Raw genomic sequence first — 16,143 nt, forward strand, 5'->3', positions numbered from 1 at the left:
CATGGCACTCCTCCTGTCCCTCCTCATGGCCCTCGCCGTCTACGGCGTCTTCGCGGGCATCCGGATGTACCGCGCCGACGCGAAGCTCCCCGCCGACCTGGCGATCGCCCTGGAGGTGGGCGCCACCCGCACCGGCGCCGCCAACTCCCTCATCGACCGCATGGGCATGCGGTACGCCCCCGCGGTGCTGCGCCTGATGGGCCCGCGCCAGGTCGCGAAGTACCGCCGCAGGATCGACCTGGCGGGCAACCCCGGCGGCCTGACCATCGACCGCTACGCGGCCCGCCGGGCGGTCTACGGCGCCCTGGGCGGCACCGGCTTCCTGGTCTTCCTCCTCCGCGGCCAGTGGCTGGTCGCCGTTCTGCTCCTCCTCTTCGGCGCGTTCTGGACGGAGGTCGGCATCTGGTCGGCGATCCGCGTCCGCAAGGACGTCATCGAACGCACCCTGCCGGACTTCCTCGACGTCCTCGCGGTGGTGGTCGGCGCCGGCCTCGGCTTCCGCCAGGCCCTGGACCGCGTCGCCACGCATTACGAGGGCCCCTGGGCCGACGAACTCCGCATCACGCTGCGCCAGATGGACCTCGGCATGAGCCGCCGCCAGGCGTTCACGGAACTCCGCCGCCGCAACGACTCCGAACAGGTGGCGATGTTCGTGACGGCGTTGCAGCAGGGCGAGGAGCTGGGCGCGCCGATCGTCGACACCCTGGTCGCCCTGGCCAAGGACATGCGCCGCACCGACGCCCAGAACGCCCGCCGCAAGGCGGCCCGGGCGGTACCGAGGGCCACCCTCATGATCACCACGTTCATGGTCCCGGCGACGCTGCTGCTGCTGGCCGCGGGCCTGCTGCTGGGCTCGGGCGTCGACTTCGGGTCGGTCACGGGGAAGTAGGGGAAGCAGGGCAAGCAGGCGGAGGCGAAGACGAAGGCGATGACGGTGACGACCAGCGAGAACACGGAGAAGCCCGCGCTCCGCGCCACCGGGGTGGCGGGGGTGTCCGACGCGGCGGACGTGGCCGGCGAGGTGGGCGGGGCCGGCGAGGTGGGCGGGGCCGGCGAGGTGGGTGAAGTGGGCGAGAAGGTCGAGATCCGTGCCCTTCAGGCGATGTGCCGGCAGGTCTTCGGCCTCCGCCTGGCGATGATCGCCGTGGCGACCCCCGCCGCCCTCCTCAACGCCAGCCCCGGCCTGGGCGCCCGCCTGGTCGGCTCGGCCGTGGTCGTCACGTTCATGGTCTCGTACGTCCTCTTCCGCGACTGGCAGCGCTTCGGCCCCCTCCTCCTGCGCCACCCCACCCTGCTGGCCGCCGACAGCCTCTTCGGGTCCCTCCTCCTGATCTCGGCGGGCCCCGACACCACCCTCGCGTACGTCAGCGTCTGCACCCCCCTCCTCGCCGGCCTCCTCTACAGCTGGCGTGGAGCCGCGGTCTTCGCGTCCCTCCAGTCGCTGATCCTCCTCGTGGCGCAGGAGACGCTGAAGCACCACTCCGCGCTGGCCGAGTCCCTCCTCCTGCCCGGCCTCTGCGTCATCACCGGCGCGATGGGCTCGGCCCTGCGCAACCTGATGCTCCGCTTCGGTGCCGCCACCGAGGCCCTGACCGAGACCCGGGCCCGCCTGGCCGCGAGCGAGGCGGCGAGTGCGGCGGCGAGCGCGGCGGCGAGCGCGGAACGCGCCCGGCTGGCCCGCGAGATGCACGACTCGGTGACCAAGACGCTGTACGGCGTGGCGCTGGTCGCCGACGGCCTCGCGGCCTCGGCGGCCGCGTCCCCGGACCGCCTGGACCCGGCCCTGATCCGACAGCAGGCGGAACTGCTCGCGAGGGCGGCACGCCGGGCGGCGGCGGAGTCCCGCGAACTCCTGACGGACCTGCGCGCCGGGGCGGATGCGGACGACGTACTGCCCCAACTGCGCGCGCTGACAGCGGACTTCACCGCGCGTACGGCGCTCCCCGCGGAGTACGAAGGACCGGCTGCCCCGGTCCCGCTCCCGCCCCCCACCGTCCGCCAGTTGCTGGGCATCGTGGCGGAGGCCCTGGAGAACGCGCACCGCCACGCGCACGCGACGAGGGTCGACGTGCGGGCCGCCGCCACCCCCACCCACCTGGTGGTGACGATCCACGACGACGGCCGGGGCCTCCCCGCGGACACGACCCTGGAAGACCTGCGCCGCACCAGCCACTTCGGTCTGCTCGGCATGACGGAACGGGCCGCGTCGGTGGGTGCCCGTATCCAACTGACCACCGACAAGGGCACGAAGGTCCGAGTGGAGGTGCCACTGACATGACCGACACGGCTGATGGACTGCGGGGACTGCGCGTCCTGGTGGCCGACGACAACCCGGTGATCCGGGCGGGCCTGACGGCCGTCCTCTCCGCGGCGGACGACCTCACGGTGGTGGCGGAGGCGGAGGACGGCCGCGCGGCCTACGAGGCGGCGCTGCACCACCGCCCCGACGTCATCCTCCTGGACGTCCGCATGCCCGGCGTGGACGGCATGGCGGCCCTGCCCCACCTGGTCCGCGTCGCCCCGGTGATGATGCTGACGTACAGCGACGAGACGGACCTCGTCCAGGAGGCGGTCCGGCTGGGCGCCGGGGGCTACCTGGTCCACGGCGAGTTCACGACCCAACAGCTCACCCAGGCGGTACGGGACGTGGGCGACGGCCGCCCGCACTTCACACCGACGGCGACGAACGCGTTGCTGGCACATATCAGAGACCATGCAACTGCACACGCAAAACCGAGACTCCGCTCCCTGTCACCACAAATTTCTTCACCAAACCTTTCGCGAATGCAACCGCATGTGGGACAGTCGACACAGTCCCGGTTTCAACTGAGCGGCAGGGAGGCGGAGATCATGGACCTCATCGCGTCCGGCATGAACAACCAGCAGATCGCCGCCGTCTGCTTCATCAGCGAGAAGACGGTCAAGAACCACATCAACCGCATCTTCGCCAAGCTCCAGACCACCACCCGCGCCCAGGCGACGGCCAAGTGGCTGGGGGTGGCCTGAGATGAACAGGATGAACTGGGTCCGCATTTGGGCCCTGGGACCCTCCACCGAAGGGTATGTTCCGCCTTACGCTGCCAGGATCGGAACCGAACCCGGAGGGGAGCACCATGAGCGACCTGATGCTGAGGATGTTTGTCGCGATGCAGCGCCGCACCGACGACCGGGGGCAGACCGCGGTCGAGTACTTGGGGATCATCGCGGTGGTGGTGGCTATTGTGCTGGCCATCACGGGTACGAGTATCGGTCAGTCGATCTACGACGCGATCACCCGGAAGATTGCTCAGATCGCCGGTTGACCAAGACCCACAGTTACACAGACGCAGGGCAGGCCTTCCCCATCTACATCACGGTGGTGGCGGGTCTGCTTTTTCTCGCGCTCGCCTACCTGGCTGTCGGCCAAGCCGCGGTGAATCGCAATGGGGCCCAGACTGCTGCTGATGCGGCGGCCCTGGCGGCGGCCATGAACACCCGTGACCAACTTGCGGACCAGTGGGTGCAGGACGTACTCGACCCGACCAAGTGGCAGGAGATATTCGACGGAAACGTGGCCGTCACCGACTCGTGCTGGCGCGCAGACCAACTCGGGGCACAGAACGACGCCAATGTGCAGTGCAGCGAGCCTGATCCGCTGCGATATGTGGTTGACGCGAGGACCAACAAGACAGTGGGTGACTCCGTCGTACCTGGTACAGAGAACGTCAGGTCGACGGCGCACGCCACCGCCGTGATCGAGTCGCTCTGCACGTTCACACTTTCCGGTGATGACAGCGTCCTGCCCGAACTCATCTGCAGGGATCGGAACTGGAAACTGGACCCGGGGGATCTCACGGATCTCCCGGGACCTCAGGACCTCTTCGACGTCCATTTGGCCGACTGAGAAGCGAATCGACGAGTGAAGAAGGAAGAGGAGCGATGAGCGTTGGGTTCACTACGAAGACCCGCAAGGGTTTGGTCGCTCTGGCCGTTGCGGCTGGTCTGGCTCTGGGCGCGGCCGGTTGCGGTGGTGGTGACGGTGGCGGTAACAGCAAACCGCAGGCGTCGGCGTCCAAGAGCAGCGAGGCTGACCCGAGTACTCAGGAGGGGCAGTCGGCCGCCCCTCTCGCGGAGCTGCAGGGCTCGGACGGTCTTCTCCTTCAGATCACCTCCGCCCAGCGTGACTCAGGCGGATTCGTCACAGTGAACGGCGTCCTGAAGAACGATGGCTCCCAACTCGTCGTCATCCCAGCCGCGCTGAGTGGGAATGAAACGGAGATCATCAGGAACGGCAGGTCACTGGGGGGCGCGACGCTGGTCGACTCCAAGGGAAAGAAGCGGTATTACGTACTGCGCGACACGGATGGCCGGCCGTTGACCACGACTGGATTCTCTACGCTCCAATCCGGCGAAACCCTCGCGGTCTTCATGCAGTTCCCCGCCCCACCCGCCGACACCACCGAGGTGACCCTCCAACTCCCCACCTTCTCCAGCGGCACGATCAAGATCTCCGGGTGAGGCCGAAGTGACCACACCACGACTGCCCCTCGCCCTGGGCGCCGCCACGCTCCTTCTCGTCACGAACCTCTACGGCGCGACAAGTGCCCGTGCCGACGGCGACGACCCGAGCGTCCCACCGGGCACGGAACCCTCCGCCAGTGCCCCGGTGAAGATCGACCCGACCGACCCCGACCTGAAGCTCCCCGAGGGCGCCACCCTCGCCGCGCCCAAGGTCCTGGACATCAAGTCGGTCGTGGAGGACCAGAGCGGTGACGAGCGCCGTACGGACACCAACACGGACGTGACGTTCGCCCTCCAGGCCGAGGTGCTGTTCAGCAAGGACAGCGCGAAGCTGAGCGAGGCGGCGAAGGCACGGATCGGGGCGATCGCGGACGAGATCAGGAAGCAGAACCCGACCCAGGTCCGCGTCTTCGGCTTCACCGACAACCTGGGCACCTCGGCCCACGGAGACGTCCTCTCCCGCCAGCGCGCAAACGCCGTGCAGGGCGTCCTGGACCAGGACCTGAACGACCCGAACATCACCTTCGACGTGCGCGGCTACGGCGAGCAGTACCCGATCGCGGACAACTCGACGGAGGAGGGCAGGAAGAAGAACCGTCGGGTGGAGGTCACGTTCCCGCGGACCGCTTCCTGAGGCTCCTCCAGCGCCTGCCCCCGGACTTCCGCCGTCTCCCTCCCCCCGACCGGCGGCGGAACACCGGTCCCGCCCGCGCGCGCGTACACCCCCGCTCAGTCCTCCTCGACACTCACCCTCGCCCCCACCTCCACACCCCACCCCGCCATGGCCCCGGCCTCCGCCTCCAGCACATGCCGCGACCGCAGCCGCGGCCGGCCGAGCCGCCCCGGCCGCATCGTGCGCACGGCGATGACGTTCAACCGGCGATCCAGATACGCGACGTCGATCGCCATCCGCATCCGAAAGGTGTGGATCCCGTTGGCGGGCGACAACAGGATCGCCCCGTCAAGAGCATCACGCCCCAACAGCCCACGGGTACGCGCCCGATAGGAGACGGCGATCTCCAACGGAACGGCCCTCGCCCCACCCCCACCTCCATGCACGAGCAACGTCCCACGCCCGTCTCGCCAACGCGCCATCTCAGCTGCCTCCGCCCGCCCCGCCCGCTGCCGCATGACATGAACGAACGTACCGGCACAGGGACGTACGAGATTCAATGACCGCTCTTTCGGGTGCTGCGCCCCTGCCATCCGGTGATTTACAAGTGGAACCGTTACAGTTCTTTACTGGTCTCTTACTCGTGCCGCCGGCTGGGGTGCGGGCGAGGGGCCGGACTCGAAAGAAGAGGAAGAGGAAGAGGGGGCGGCGCGTGGCCGACCGGCTGGTCGTTGACGGCGATGAGCTCGCGCACTTCATGAAGTTGCTGAAGAAGTCGAGCAGCTCGCTGAACGGACTGCGAAAGGCGCTGAGCGATGCCACGGTCAGCGGACTCGGTACGGACGACCTGGACGGCGCGTGTCAGTACTTCCAGGAGGAGTGGAAGTACGGCACCGAGCAGATCGGCGAGCAGGCGGATGGCCTTGCCGAAATCATCGGGAAGAGCCGTGACAGCTACAACGAGGTGGACAAGGCGCTGGAAGAAGCTCTGAAGAAGGCCGGGTCGGGTAAGGGGGAGACAGCGAAGTGACCTATCCCCCCGGCACGGAGCGGCCAGCTGGCGTTCTCGACACGCAGACCCGCGCGAACTATGACAAACCGCAGGGTCTCAAATCATGCTCGGGTGTTTCGAGCGCGGACTATCCGAACCTGGGTTTCAATCCCGCACCCGGCAGCACGGACACCGTCCACGACCTCTGCGTCAAGCTCACGAACTGTGCCAGGGTCCTCGAAGAGTCCCATGGCCTGGTCACCAAGATGATGGACGGCAGCTATTGGAAGGGTGACGCCGCTGTCGCCTTCCGGGAGGAACTCGACGGCGGGTCGTTGCCGCTCAACCTGAAGAACGCCGCACACTCCATCCGTAAGGCGGCTCGTCAACTCGACGGCTGGGAAGGAGAACTGGAGGATTTCCAGCGCCGTGCGAAGAAACTGGAGAGCGACGCAAAGGACGCGCGGGATGCGCTGGCTGCGGCGAAGGGGCGGGCGGGCCAGGCGAAGGGCGCCCCAGATCTGCAGAAGAAGGGTTCGCAGCACGAAGCGGCCCAGAAAACGCTCACCCATGCGAACGCAGCCGTGGAGGAGGCCGAGACCGACCTCGACGCGATCATCCGCAGGGCGAAGAAGCTCGCCGAAGAGCACGAGGAGAAGGCCCGCTACCGGGCCGGCAGGATCACTGACGCCACACAGAAACTGGCACCGAACGAGCCCGGCCTCTTCGACGAGGCACTCGACTGGATCACCGACAACCTGCCGGACATCCTCAGCTGGACAGCCGCGGTCCTCGGCATCATCGCTCTGTTCGTGGTCACGGGCGGTACGGCAGCGGCGGTGCTGCTCTTGGCCGCGACGGCACTGAGCGCTGGCGCGGTCGCGACCCGGCTCGCGGATCCTGCCGTGCGCGCCTCGCTGTGGGACGGTTTTCGGCACGGAGAGTTCGACGCCGATTTCTGGAGCAACGCGATCGGCGTGGCAGCGGACGGACTTGGCATGCTTCCCGGCCTCGGCGCCGCAGCAAAGGGCGCCCCCGTGCTGTTCAGGTCGGTAGGCGAAGCCGGTGAAGTGCTTACCGTGGGTCAGCGGTTTGCCGCAGCCGGAGGCCGGACCATGGAATCGGCCAGAGGCTTTGCCGAACTGAAGAACCCGTTCACGGAATGGGTGGTGGCAAAGGCACCACGCCTGACCAACACGGTCGAGGTCGCTGAGAAAGCTGCCCCGTGGGCCGGCTTCACCACAGCTTCCTACGGCCTGACCGCGAGTTTGAGCGACTCGCTGGACAACGACACCGCGGCGAACGTCGGCACCGGCATTGACGGCTTCTTCCTGGGGCCGATTGACACGGCCGAGACCGTCGATCTGCTCCGGCGTCTCTTCAGGCCCCTGTGAGAACCGCCTGAGGCCGAGTCGTCCATCCTCCCTCTCCCGACGAGAAGGCAATCCCTCATGAATCCCACCGATCACCTCACAGCCTGGGACCACGCCCCCACCCGTGCCGCGTGGGCACGGCACATGGCCATGAACGCGGTCGGACTCATCGGATGGCCCGCCGGATGGGTAGTGCTCATCGGCATCTCCACGTACACACCGAACTGGTTTGTCTGGATCTTCATGCCGTACTTCCTCTATGGCTTCTACCGATTCTTCATCCAGCTCACCTACTTCCCCGCGGCCCTGGGCATCCGACGCGTCCTGCGCGCGTACCACTGGCAGATCGTCGACAAGGTGCCGAGCGGGCTGGGCAGACACCCCGGTGCCCGTGACGACGGAATCTGGTTCGAGTTCCGCAACCCGTCCGCACCGGAGGAGAAGATCCCGCTGGTGTTTCTCAAGCACCACCGCTCGTACTGGTGGCTGCGCCGACTGGACGGACCGCGTACGAAGCCTGAGCGCAGGGCACAGATCGAACCGCTCTGGTTCGCGGGCGACCCACGCTTTCTCGGCGTGGTCGCCGCGCCCGGCCGTGGCGGTCAGGCACCGAAGCGGCTGCATCTGCTCTACCAGCGGCCGGTCTTCGACAGCAGGTGCGTCCGGGAGGGCTGGGGTACAGACCTGGGCGCCGTGGAGTGTGCCGGTCGCGCCGGTGCCCGGTACCTCCCAGAGCCGTCACAACCTTCCGCGCAGGGATGAGAAGCGCTCCAACATGACCACCGCATCGGCTTCGAACGTCACAGCCATCCCCAGCGCCGAGGAATCCGGCGACGGCATCTGGTTCGGCGTACCCGCCGGATTCACCACCGTTCCCCTACCGGCCCTCGTCACGTCGGCAGGTGCCCCCGAGGCGGAGCGACTCGGCGAGGCGTTGGCACCCATCCTCGACGCAGCCCCCGACGAGGTGTGCCGGCAGGAATTCGTCGCAACCCTGGCCGCGGTCCAGCGCATGCTGCACAGCTTGTGCACGAACGGGACGGCTCACTGCGCGGTCGGCCTCCACCGGGACGACGCGGAGGGCACAGCAGACCCGGAGGGAAGTTTCCTGCTCTCGCTCTTCACCATCACCTGGGTGGATACCGCCTGGGCCCCGCGCGCAGTCACCGCTGCCCGCGTGCTGTTGGCGGCGGAAGGGCACACGGATATCGACTTCACGGAAGTGCCCTGCGGCCCGGTCGCGTTCAGCGAGACGCTCCGTACGGCGGCCGCCGAGTCAGTTCTTCCCCCGCAGCCCTTGTTGCAGATTCACGGCTACCTCCCGCATCCCGACGGCACCGCCATCGCGCTCCTCACCTTGAGCACCACTGCTGTTCGCCGTCGCGAGCAATACCGTGCGATCCTCCGCCAGATCGCCCACACCGTCACCTTCGAGGATCCCTTCGCGACCGCCGCTGGTGGTGAGCGTTCGTGAGCGCCCCCTCTCCGCCGCTTCCCTGGGCCTCCCAGCCCGCCGTCAAGCACTCGTCCACCCGCCGCGCGATCCACCGTCGACTGATCCGCCAAGCGGTGCTTCTCCTCGTCGTATGGCCCGGCTTCTTCCTGGCGATCGCCCTGGCCGCGGACACCGATGCCCAACAGTTCATACCGATTCTGGTCAGAGGTGTCTTCGTCACGCCGGTCCTGCTGCCCCACAATATTTGGGGTGCTGTCACGGCCCTGCGCATGCACCGCAGACTGAGCGCGCACCCCTGGCGGACGGTGAAGTGCGAGATCGTCGTACCCGGCACACACAGGTGGCGGCTCAGGGAGTGCGACCCTGCCACGGGACGTGAGGTGAGGGTCCCCGCGATCCTCTGCATCGGGCAGGACGTGCTGACATCCACCCCCTTCAAACGTCATATGAGCGTGCGGCTCACCCACGTCTGGTGTGCGGGCCCTCCCGGCCCCGGCGCCGTGGTCTCCGAACCGGGCGGCGCCAGGCCCTTCCGGCTGGCCCTGCGCAAGGACCTCACCGCATCCCTGGCTCGGGCCGACGTAGCTCTTCGGTGACTTGGGCCGACCGTGGGTGGTTGAGGGAGCAGCGACGGCGCTGAATTCGGTTGTGAGGGTGGCCTGCCCCGGGTAAGACCTCCCCCATGACCTCACTCGGCGCCGTCTTTCGTCCCCAGCTTTCTCCTGAGCGGTTGCGGGATGTCGTTCGGGTTGCCGAGGGGGTGGGGCTCGAAGAGTTGTGGTTGTGGGAGGACTGCTTTCGGGAGGGCGGGGTTTCTGCCGCCGCTGCCGCTCTCGCCTGGTCGGAGCGGTTGCGGGTCGGGGTCGGGCTGCTGCCCGTGCCGTTGCGGAACGTCGCCGTCACCGCCATGGAGATCGCCACGCTGCACCGGATGTTCCCGGGGCGCCCGATCGTCGGCGTCGGGCACGGCGTGCAGGACTGGATGGGCCAGGTCGGCGCCCGCGCCGAGTCCCCGCTGACCCTGCTGCGCGAGCATCTCGACGCCCTGCGCGCACTGTTGCGCGGGGAGCGGCTCACCGTCGACGGGCGGTACGTCCACCTCGACGACGTAGCGCTCGACTGGCCGCCCGCCGGCCCCGTCGAGATCCTCGCCGGTGCCGAAGGGCCCCGTACGCTGCGCCTCTCCGGTGCCGCCGCCGACGGCACCGTTCTCACCGCCGCCACCTCACCCGACCGCCTCCGTCGGGCCCTCGGGCTCGTCGAGGAGGGACGGTCGGCCGCGGGGCGGCGCGGCGCGGGCGAGCCGCACAAGGTCGTCGTCTATCTGCTCACCGCCACCGGACCCGACGCCCCCGCCAGGCTCCGTGCCGAACTCGTCGCGGAGGGGCTGGAAGCCGTCCCCGACCTCGGTGTCGCCGGCGACGCGGGTGCCGTCGCCAAGGCGGTGCAGCGGCTGGTGGAGGCCGGCGCCGACACCGTCATCCTCCAGCCGACGGCGGACGAGGCCGACCCCGAGGGCTTCGTACGGTTCACCGCGGAGGAGGTCCGGCCACTGGTGCCGTGACGGTCGTGTCATGACGGTCGTGTCATGACCGTCGTGCCGTGACCCACCGTGCCGTGATCGTCGTGCCGTGACGGTCGTGTCATGACCACCGTGCCGTGACCGTCGCGTCTTGACGGTCGTGCCGTGACCGTCGTGTCCTCAAGCCCGGTGTGCGTCGTGGCCTGAGGTCGGTCGGCCGTCGTTGTCAGTGGTGGGTGCCACACTCGCCGGTATGACGACCAATGATGTTCGGCTGCGGCCCGTACTGGACGAAGACCTTGAGGTCTTCCTCGCCTACGAGCACGACCCGGAGGCCGTCCGGCGGTCGAGGTTCACGCCCCGGCCGCGGGAGGCCTTCCTGCGGCACTGGCGAGAGCGCGTGCTCGGGGATCCGAGCGGCCTGGTGCGGACCGTCGTCGCGGACGGAGAGGTCGCGGGGAACATCGTCGCCTGGTGGGAGGGCGAGCGCCGGTTCACCGGGTACTGGCTCGGGCGGGCCTACTGGGGGAGAGGCGTCGGCAGCCGCGCCCTCGCCCTCTTCCTCCAGGAGGAGACCGTACGGCCCCTGTTCGCTGACCCCTTCGCCGAGAACACCGCCTCGGTACGGCTGCTGGAGAAGAGCGGCTTCGTGCCGTACGACGACCCCGAGCACCCCGTGGACGAGGGGTATGTACTGCTCGTGCTCGGCGACGACGCCACGGAGGAGTCCTGATCCCCCCTCCGCAGCGTCGGCCACCGCCTCGTCACGTCGTCTCGGTGTCGCGCGGATGGTCTCCGGTCGTCCCGTCGATCAGCTCCCGCAGGATGTCCATGTGCCCCGCGTGCCGCGCCGTCTCCTCGATCATGTGCACCAGGACCCAGCGCAGCGAGACGGAGTGGTCCCGCCAGTCCGGGCGGCCCTGCGCGTCCAGCGGGCGTGCGGTGATCACCGCGTCGGCCGCGGCGCGCGCCCGCCCGTAGAAGTCGGTGATCTGCGGGGTCGTCTCGCCGGGGGCGACGGACAGGTCGTCGTCGGTGTAGGGGTCGAACCACAGCGGCTCGACCTCACCGCCGAAGCTCGACACGAACCACCCGTACTCCACCGACGCCAGATGCTTCACCAGCCCCAGCAGGTTCGTCCCCGACGGGGTCATCGGGCGGCGCAGCTGTTCGTCGTCGAGGCCCCGGAGTTTCCACAGGACCGCGTCCCGGTGCCGGTCCAGGCTCGCGTGCAGGATTTCCTTCTCGCCGGCGGTGTACGTCTCATCGGTCGTCATGGCGGGCGAAATTAGCAGCAGGCACCGACAACCCGCTGCGATCATGCGGGCCATGGCAGAGCAGCGGGCACACGAACGCACCTTCGAGGACCTCGTCGCCGAGGGGGCCGCCGTGCCGACCGAGGGGTGGGACTTCTCCTGGTTCGAGGGGCGGGCCACCGAGGCCCGCCCCTCCTGGGGGTACGCCCGCACGGCAGGCGGGCGTCTCGCCCACGCCACCGCGGTGCTCGACATCCAGACCGGCGGCGGCGAGGTGTTCGACTTCGCCCTGGGCGTGGCGGCCGGGAGCGGCTCCACGGACCGTTCCTCGACCCCGGTCACCCCTCACCGGCCCCGGCTGCTTGTCGCCACCGAAGGCTGGGCGCCGAATGCCGTGAAGGCGAGCAACCGGCTGGGGGCTCGTGGTGTCGTGGTCGTCGCGTCGGCCGAGGACGCTCCGTTGCCGTTCGCCGACGGGGTCTTCGACCTGGTTCTCAGCCGGCATCCGGTGCGTGCCCACTGGGCCGAGATCGCGCGTGTGCTGTGTCCGGGCGGCACGTACTTCGCGCAGCACGTCGGGCCCGCCAGCGTCTTCGAGCTCGTCGAGTTCTTCCTCGGCCCGCAGCCGGAGGCGGTCCGGCGCGGCCGTCACCCCGACGGCGAGCGCGCCGCGGCGGAGGCGGCCGGGCTGGAGGTCGTCGCTCTGCGGGCGGAGCGGCTGCGGATGGAGTTCCACGACATCGCCGCCGTCGTGCACTTTCTGCGGAAGGTCGTGTGGATGGTCCCCGGCTTCACGGTCGAGGCGTACGAGCCCCAACTCCGTGCCCTGCACCGGCGGATCGAGACGGAGGGTGCCTTCGTCGCGCACAGCTCCCGGCATCTTCTCGATGCCCGGAAGCCGGTGCGCCGGCCATGATGCACCCGCCTTGCAATGCCAGGCCGCGAAGAATGGCCAAGAAGCGTCGTTCGGGCCTCCGGACGCCTGCTCGGCCGCGGGGGACGGGAAACGATCAGTGTGGGGCATGTCGTGACGTGAGTTGCCAATACGGTCAAGTCGTGCGGTAGGGCGCCGACCTACGCATAAGTGAACGCAAAATCGCTTCGTTCATCCCTCATTTTCACAGCGTTCTCACATCGTTACCCATTTGGCTCCATGTCACCCGGTTGGGTCGCGTAAGTTCAGACCAAGGTAATTCGCGTGAGCAAAGCTGCGCGGGCGGCACCGCGCAGTGGAGGGGGCTGCGCGGTGCCGTGACGCCCCACCCGCTCCCGTCAAGCCGTCGTTCGCACCCGGGGTAGCCCGTCGGGGGGACGGGTGAACGACTCGCCGGGGCGCCCCCGGGACGGCTCAAACCCTCTTGATCTCCCCGTGAGCGGCTGGTTTTCCTGGGATTCCGCCGTGAATCGGCCACTCGGGACCCTTGAATCCACCGTTCCAGGCCCACCGGGGCGTCGTCGGACGACTCCGGAGAGTAGTTGATGCGCGCCAATGTACGCAGCATCACTTACGAAGGGTTATGGTGGAAACCCCCCCTCGGGCCGGTCCGTCTCCCCCCCACGGACCGGCCCGTTTTTCTGTCCGCAGTTCTCACCCAGTTTTCAAGCGCCTTCGGGGCGCCGCCCCGAAGGCGTCCCGAAGCGGTGAGGGGAACGGCGCGACCAGCCACGACCGACCCGCGGCCGGGTGGCGACCGGAACCTCCCGCCCCACGGGGCACCCTCCCTGCCGGGCCTCCCTCAACTCCCCGCGGGGTAGGCTTCGGCGGGCGGACTCCCGCATCCGAATCCCGCGGACTCCCGCATCCCGGTCACGTGGACTCGCGTGTCCCGATCGCGTGGACCCCCGCATCCGAATCACGAGGGGCGGACCTCAAGTGAACCTGCGCGACAAGCTGCGCGGCCTGCTCGTCAGGCTCTACGCGCGCCGGGTGGAAGGCCACCTGGACCACGCTCAGGTGCCCAAGCACATCGGCGTCATCATGGACGGCAACCGCCGCTGGGCGAAGGCCGCGGGATCCAGCACGGTGCACGGTCACCGCGCCGGCGCCGAGAAGATCGAGGAGTTCCTCGGCTGGTGCTCCGAGACCGACGTCGAGGTCGTCACCCTCTGGCTGCTGTCGACGGACAACTTCGACCGCGCCCAGGAGGAACTGGTCCCGCTGCTCGGCATCATCGAGGACGTCGTCCGCACCCTCGCCGCCGACGGTCGCTGGCGCGTCCACCACGTGGGCACCCCCGACCTGCTGCCCTCTCAGATGCAGACCGCGCTGAAGGAGGCCGAGGAGGCCACCGCGCACGTCGACGGAATACTGGTGAACGTCGCCATCGGCTACGGCGGCCGCCAGGAGATCGCCGACGCCGTCCGCTCGATGATCCTGGACGCCCACGACAAGGGTGTCGCGATGGAGGACCTCGCCGACTCCGTCACCGTCGACGCGATCGGCCGGCACCTCTACACCGGCGCCCAGCCCGACCCGGACCTGGTGATCCGCACCAGCGGCGAGCAGCGGCTGTCCGGATTCATGCTCTGGCAGACCGCCCACGCCGAGTACTACTTCTGCGAGGTCTTCTGGCCCGCGTTCCGCAAGGTCGACTTCCTGCGCGCCCTGCGTGACTACGCGGCCCGGCACCGCCGCTACGGCGGGTGACGTGATCGTGACGGCGGACGTCAACGCGGCATACGGCCACCGTCACCGGCGCCACGCTGGATAACCGCGTCGTCACAGGGGATGACCCCACCTCACCCATGAGGCGTAAATCACCCGTATTGGGGCGCGGGTAACACGGAGTTCACCTGCGCGTCGTTGCGGACCGTGGCATGGCGGCGCATGTTCGAGGGCATAAGCCAAGCAGGTCGATGCCCGAACCACGGGCATCGGTTCTCAGCGGGCGGCTCGGGGCCGTCCGCCCGGGAGGCCCTTTTGCACCAGCCCGACCGTGCGGTCACGGCACGGAAGAAGCAGCGGGGGGCCGGTTTTCGGCCCGTGCAGGGCGGCCGTCAACCGGCCGTGTTCTTCTCGCCCTCCCGGCCCAGCTCTGCCTTCGTCGCTCCCCGACCTCATCCGAGGGGGTACGTCCTTCCGTGGTGACCAGCACAACGCGCCGCAAGTCCGACCGGCGCACCTATGTTCTCGACACCAGCGTCCTGCTGGCCGACCCGAACGCCATGGCCCGCTTCGAGGAGCACGAGGTCGTGCTCCCGATCGTCGTGGTCACGGAACTGGAGGCCAAGCGGCACCATCCGGAGCTCGGTTACTTCGCCCGGCAGGCGCTGCGCCTGCTGGACGACTACCGGGTCCGGCACGGCCGCCTCGATGCCCCCATCCCGATCGGCGAACTCGGCGGCACCATCCGTGTCGAGCTCAACCACTCGGACCCCAGCGTGCTGCCCTCCGGCTACCGCCTGGGGGACAACGACTCCCGCATCCTCGCGGTCGCCCGCAACCTCCAGGCCGAGGGATACGACGTCACCGTCGTCTCGAAGGACCTGCCGCTCAGGATCAAGGCCTCGTCGGTCGGCCTCCTCGCCGAGGAGTACCGCGCCGAACTCGCCATCACGGGCGCCTCCGGCTGGACCGGGATGTCCGAACTGACCCTGGCCGGCGAACAGGTGGACATCCTCTTCGAGGAGGGCCATGTGTACGTCCCGGAGGCCTCGGACCTCCCCGTGCACACCGGTCTGACCATCCAGTCGGAGCGCGGCAAGGCGCTCGGCAGGGTCACGGCGGAGGGCAACATCCGGCTGGTGCGCGGCGACCGTGAGGCGTTCGGCATCAAGGGCCGCAGCGCCGAGCAGCGCATCGCGCTCGACCTGCTGCTCGACCCGGACGTCGGGATCGTGTCGATGGGCGGCCGGGCCGGCACCGGCAAGAGCGCGCTGGCGCTGTGCGCGGGCCTGGAGGCGGTCCTGGAGCGCCGCCAGCACAAGAAGGTGATGGTCTTCCGTCCGCTCTACGCGGTCGGCGGGCAGGAACTCGGCTATCTGCCGGGCTCCGAGTCGGAGAAGATGAGCCCCTGGGCGCAGGCGGTCTTCGACACCCTCTCGGCGGTCACCAGCCGCGAGGTCATCGAGGAGGTCACCGCCCGCGGGATGCTGGAGGTGCTGCCGCTCACCCACATCCGCGGCCGCTCCCTGCACGACGCGTACGTGATCGTGGACGAGGCCCAGTCGCTGGAGCGGAACGTCCTGCTGACCGTTCTGTCCCGGATCGGCGCCAACTCACGGGTGGTTCTGACCCATGACGTGGCGCAGAGGGACAATCTTCGGGTGGGGCGTTACGACGGTGTGGTCGCGGTCGTGGAGAAGCTGAAGGGGCATCCGCTGTTCGCGCATGTCACCCTCACCCGGTCCGAGAGGTCCCAGATCGCCGCACTTGTGACCGAAATGCTGGAGGACGGGCACATCTGAGCCATCTGTTCGCTGTGTCCAACTT

Annotated in this window: 19 protein-coding genes; 17 read left to right on the forward strand and 2 right to left on the reverse strand. The window is 68.8% G+C overall.

Features of this window, described 5'->3' with window-relative positions:
- The first annotated feature begins 1 nt into the window (after position 1).
- The 7 genes from IEZ11_RS35945 (at position 2) to IEZ11_RS35975 (ending at position 5,134) form a co-directional block, all read left to right on the forward strand.
- A complete protein-coding gene (locus tag IEZ11_RS35945) occupies positions 2–889 on the forward strand; it encodes a DUF5936 domain-containing protein (RefSeq protein ID WP_189267165.1) in 888 nt (295 codons plus the stop codon).
- Between the two features lie 213 nt (positions 890–1,102).
- Positions 1,103–2,278 (forward strand): sensor histidine kinase, encoded by a 1,176-nt coding sequence (locus tag IEZ11_RS35950; RefSeq protein ID WP_189267259.1) that lies wholly within the window; start codon positions 1,103–1,105, stop codon positions 2,276–2,278.
- On the forward strand, positions 2,275–3,006 hold the full coding sequence (locus IEZ11_RS35955) for a response regulator (RefSeq protein ID WP_189267166.1): 732 nt from the start codon (positions 2,275–2,277) through the stop codon (positions 3,004–3,006). Before IEZ11_RS35950 ends, IEZ11_RS35955 begins: the two co-directional genes overlap by 4 nt.
- 107 nt (positions 3,007–3,113) lie before the next feature.
- A complete protein-coding gene (locus IEZ11_RS35960) occupies positions 3,114–3,302 on the forward strand; it encodes a Flp family type IVb pilin (RefSeq protein ID WP_189267167.1) in 189 nt (62 codons plus the stop codon).
- A complete protein-coding gene (locus IEZ11_RS35965) occupies positions 3,299–3,883 on the forward strand; it encodes a pilus assembly protein TadG-related protein (protein WP_189267168.1) in 585 nt (194 codons plus the stop codon). Before IEZ11_RS35960 ends, IEZ11_RS35965 begins: the two co-directional genes overlap by 4 nt.
- Positions 3,884–3,918: 35 nt before the next feature.
- Positions 3,919–4,497, forward strand: a complete 579-nt coding sequence (locus tag IEZ11_RS35970; RefSeq protein ID WP_189267169.1) for a hypothetical protein — start codon at positions 3,919–3,921, stop codon at positions 4,495–4,497.
- 7 nt (positions 4,498–4,504) lie between these two features.
- A complete protein-coding gene (locus IEZ11_RS35975; RefSeq protein ID WP_189267170.1) occupies positions 4,505–5,134 on the forward strand; it encodes an OmpA family protein in 630 nt (209 codons plus the stop codon).
- 95 nt (positions 5,135–5,229) lie between these two features.
- On the opposite strand, the gene IEZ11_RS35980 is transcribed toward IEZ11_RS35975, so the two are convergent.
- Positions 5,230–5,595: a DUF192 domain-containing protein gene (locus IEZ11_RS35980; protein ID WP_189267171.1), complete on the reverse strand. Its 366-nt coding sequence runs from the start codon at positions 5,593–5,595 to the stop codon at positions 5,230–5,232.
- A 230-nt stretch (positions 5,596–5,825) separates the two neighbouring features.
- Between IEZ11_RS35980 and IEZ11_RS35985 the strand changes: the two genes are divergently transcribed.
- From IEZ11_RS35985 to IEZ11_RS36015, 7 genes are all read left to right on the forward strand, one after another.
- On the forward strand, positions 5,826–6,143 hold the full coding sequence (locus tag IEZ11_RS35985) for a DUF6317 family protein (protein ID WP_189267172.1): 318 nt from the start codon (positions 5,826–5,828) through the stop codon (positions 6,141–6,143).
- Positions 6,140–7,498 carry a hypothetical protein gene (locus IEZ11_RS35990; RefSeq protein ID WP_189267173.1) on the forward strand — a complete coding sequence of 453 codons (1,359 nt, stop codon included), beginning with the start codon at positions 6,140–6,142 and terminating at the stop codon, positions 7,496–7,498. The genes IEZ11_RS35985 and IEZ11_RS35990 overlap by 4 nt, the downstream gene beginning before the upstream one ends.
- A gap of 57 nt (positions 7,499–7,555) precedes the next feature.
- Positions 7,556–8,239 carry a hypothetical protein gene (locus IEZ11_RS35995; RefSeq protein ID WP_189267174.1) on the forward strand — a complete coding sequence of 228 codons (684 nt, stop codon included), beginning with the start codon at positions 7,556–7,558 and terminating at the stop codon, positions 8,237–8,239.
- 13 nt (positions 8,240–8,252) lie between these two features.
- Positions 8,253–8,951 (forward strand): hypothetical protein, encoded by a 699-nt coding sequence (locus tag IEZ11_RS36000; protein WP_189267175.1) that lies wholly within the window; start codon positions 8,253–8,255, stop codon positions 8,949–8,951.
- Complete coding sequence (locus tag IEZ11_RS36005) at positions 8,948–9,529, forward strand: hypothetical protein (protein ID WP_189267176.1); 582 nt, start codon at positions 8,948–8,950, stop codon at positions 9,527–9,529. The genes IEZ11_RS36000 and IEZ11_RS36005 overlap by 4 nt, the downstream gene beginning before the upstream one ends.
- An 86-nt stretch (positions 9,530–9,615) precedes the next feature.
- Entirely contained in the window at positions 9,616–10,497 is an 882-nt protein-coding gene (locus tag IEZ11_RS36010; protein ID WP_189267177.1) for an LLM class flavin-dependent oxidoreductase, read from the forward strand.
- A 211-nt stretch (positions 10,498–10,708) separates the two neighbouring features.
- The gene (locus tag IEZ11_RS36015) at positions 10,709–11,188 is read left to right on the forward strand and encodes a GNAT family N-acetyltransferase (RefSeq protein WP_189267178.1); all 480 of its coding nucleotides are present in this window, start codon (positions 10,709–10,711) and stop codon (positions 11,186–11,188) included.
- Positions 11,189–11,219: 31 nt separating this feature from the next.
- Here the strand turns inward: IEZ11_RS36015 and IEZ11_RS36020 are convergent, their stop codons facing one another.
- Positions 11,220–11,732, reverse strand: coding sequence for a DinB family protein (locus IEZ11_RS36020; protein ID WP_189267179.1), 513 nt, complete (start codon positions 11,730–11,732; stop codon positions 11,220–11,222).
- A 52-nt stretch (positions 11,733–11,784) separates the two neighbouring features.
- Here IEZ11_RS36020 and IEZ11_RS36025 point away from each other — a divergent pair, with 52 nt between their 5' ends.
- From IEZ11_RS36025 to phoH2, 3 genes are all read left to right on the forward strand, one after another.
- The gene (locus IEZ11_RS36025) at positions 11,785–12,627 is read left to right on the forward strand and encodes a methyltransferase domain-containing protein (protein ID WP_189267180.1); all 843 of its coding nucleotides are present in this window, start codon (positions 11,785–11,787) and stop codon (positions 12,625–12,627) included.
- Between the two features lie 957 nt (positions 12,628–13,584).
- Entirely contained in the window at positions 13,585–14,358 is a 774-nt protein-coding gene (locus IEZ11_RS36030) for an isoprenyl transferase (protein WP_189267181.1), read from the forward strand.
- Positions 14,359–14,792: 434 nt separating this feature from the next.
- A complete protein-coding gene (gene phoH2, locus IEZ11_RS36035; protein WP_189267182.1) occupies positions 14,793–16,118 on the forward strand; it encodes an RNA 5'-3' helicase PhoH2 in 1,326 nt (441 codons plus the stop codon).
- The last annotated feature ends 25 nt before the right edge of the window (positions 16,119–16,143 follow it).

The sequence above is a fragment of the Streptomyces fuscichromogenes genome, from assembly GCF_014645815.1.
Classification (GTDB): domain Bacteria; phylum Actinomycetota; class Actinomycetes; order Streptomycetales; family Streptomycetaceae; genus Streptomyces; species Streptomyces fuscichromogenes.

Coding starts and splice junctions, on each gene's coding strand:
- IEZ11_RS35945 (WP_189267165.1), top strand. CDS start 2: ATGGCACTCCTCCTGTCCCTCCTCATGGCCCTCGCCGTCTACGGCGTC.
- IEZ11_RS35950 (WP_189267259.1), top strand. CDS start 1,103: ATGTGCCGGCAGGTCTTCGGCCTCCGCCTGGCGATGATCGCCGTGGCG.
- IEZ11_RS35955 (WP_189267166.1), top strand. CDS start 2,275: ATGACCGACACGGCTGATGGACTGCGGGGACTGCGCGTCCTGGTGGCC.
- IEZ11_RS35960 (WP_189267167.1), top strand. CDS start 3,114: ATGAGCGACCTGATGCTGAGGATGTTTGTCGCGATGCAGCGCCGCACC.
- IEZ11_RS35970 (WP_189267169.1), top strand. CDS start 3,919: ATGAGCGTTGGGTTCACTACGAAGACCCGCAAGGGTTTGGTCGCTCTG.
- IEZ11_RS35980 (WP_189267171.1), bottom strand. CDS start 5,595: ATGGCGCGTTGGCGAGACGGGCGTGGGACGTTGCTCGTGCATGGAGGT.
- IEZ11_RS35995 (WP_189267174.1), top strand. CDS start 7,556: ATGAATCCCACCGATCACCTCACAGCCTGGGACCACGCCCCCACCCGT.
- IEZ11_RS36000 (WP_189267175.1), top strand. CDS start 8,253: ATGACCACCGCATCGGCTTCGAACGTCACAGCCATCCCCAGCGCCGAG.
- IEZ11_RS36010 (WP_189267177.1), top strand. CDS start 9,616: ATGACCTCACTCGGCGCCGTCTTTCGTCCCCAGCTTTCTCCTGAGCGG.
- IEZ11_RS36015 (WP_189267178.1), top strand. CDS start 10,709: ATGACGACCAATGATGTTCGGCTGCGGCCCGTACTGGACGAAGACCTT.
- IEZ11_RS36020 (WP_189267179.1), bottom strand. CDS start 11,732: ATGACGACCGATGAGACGTACACCGCCGGCGAGAAGGAAATCCTGCAC.
- IEZ11_RS36025 (WP_189267180.1), top strand. CDS start 11,785: ATGGCAGAGCAGCGGGCACACGAACGCACCTTCGAGGACCTCGTCGCC.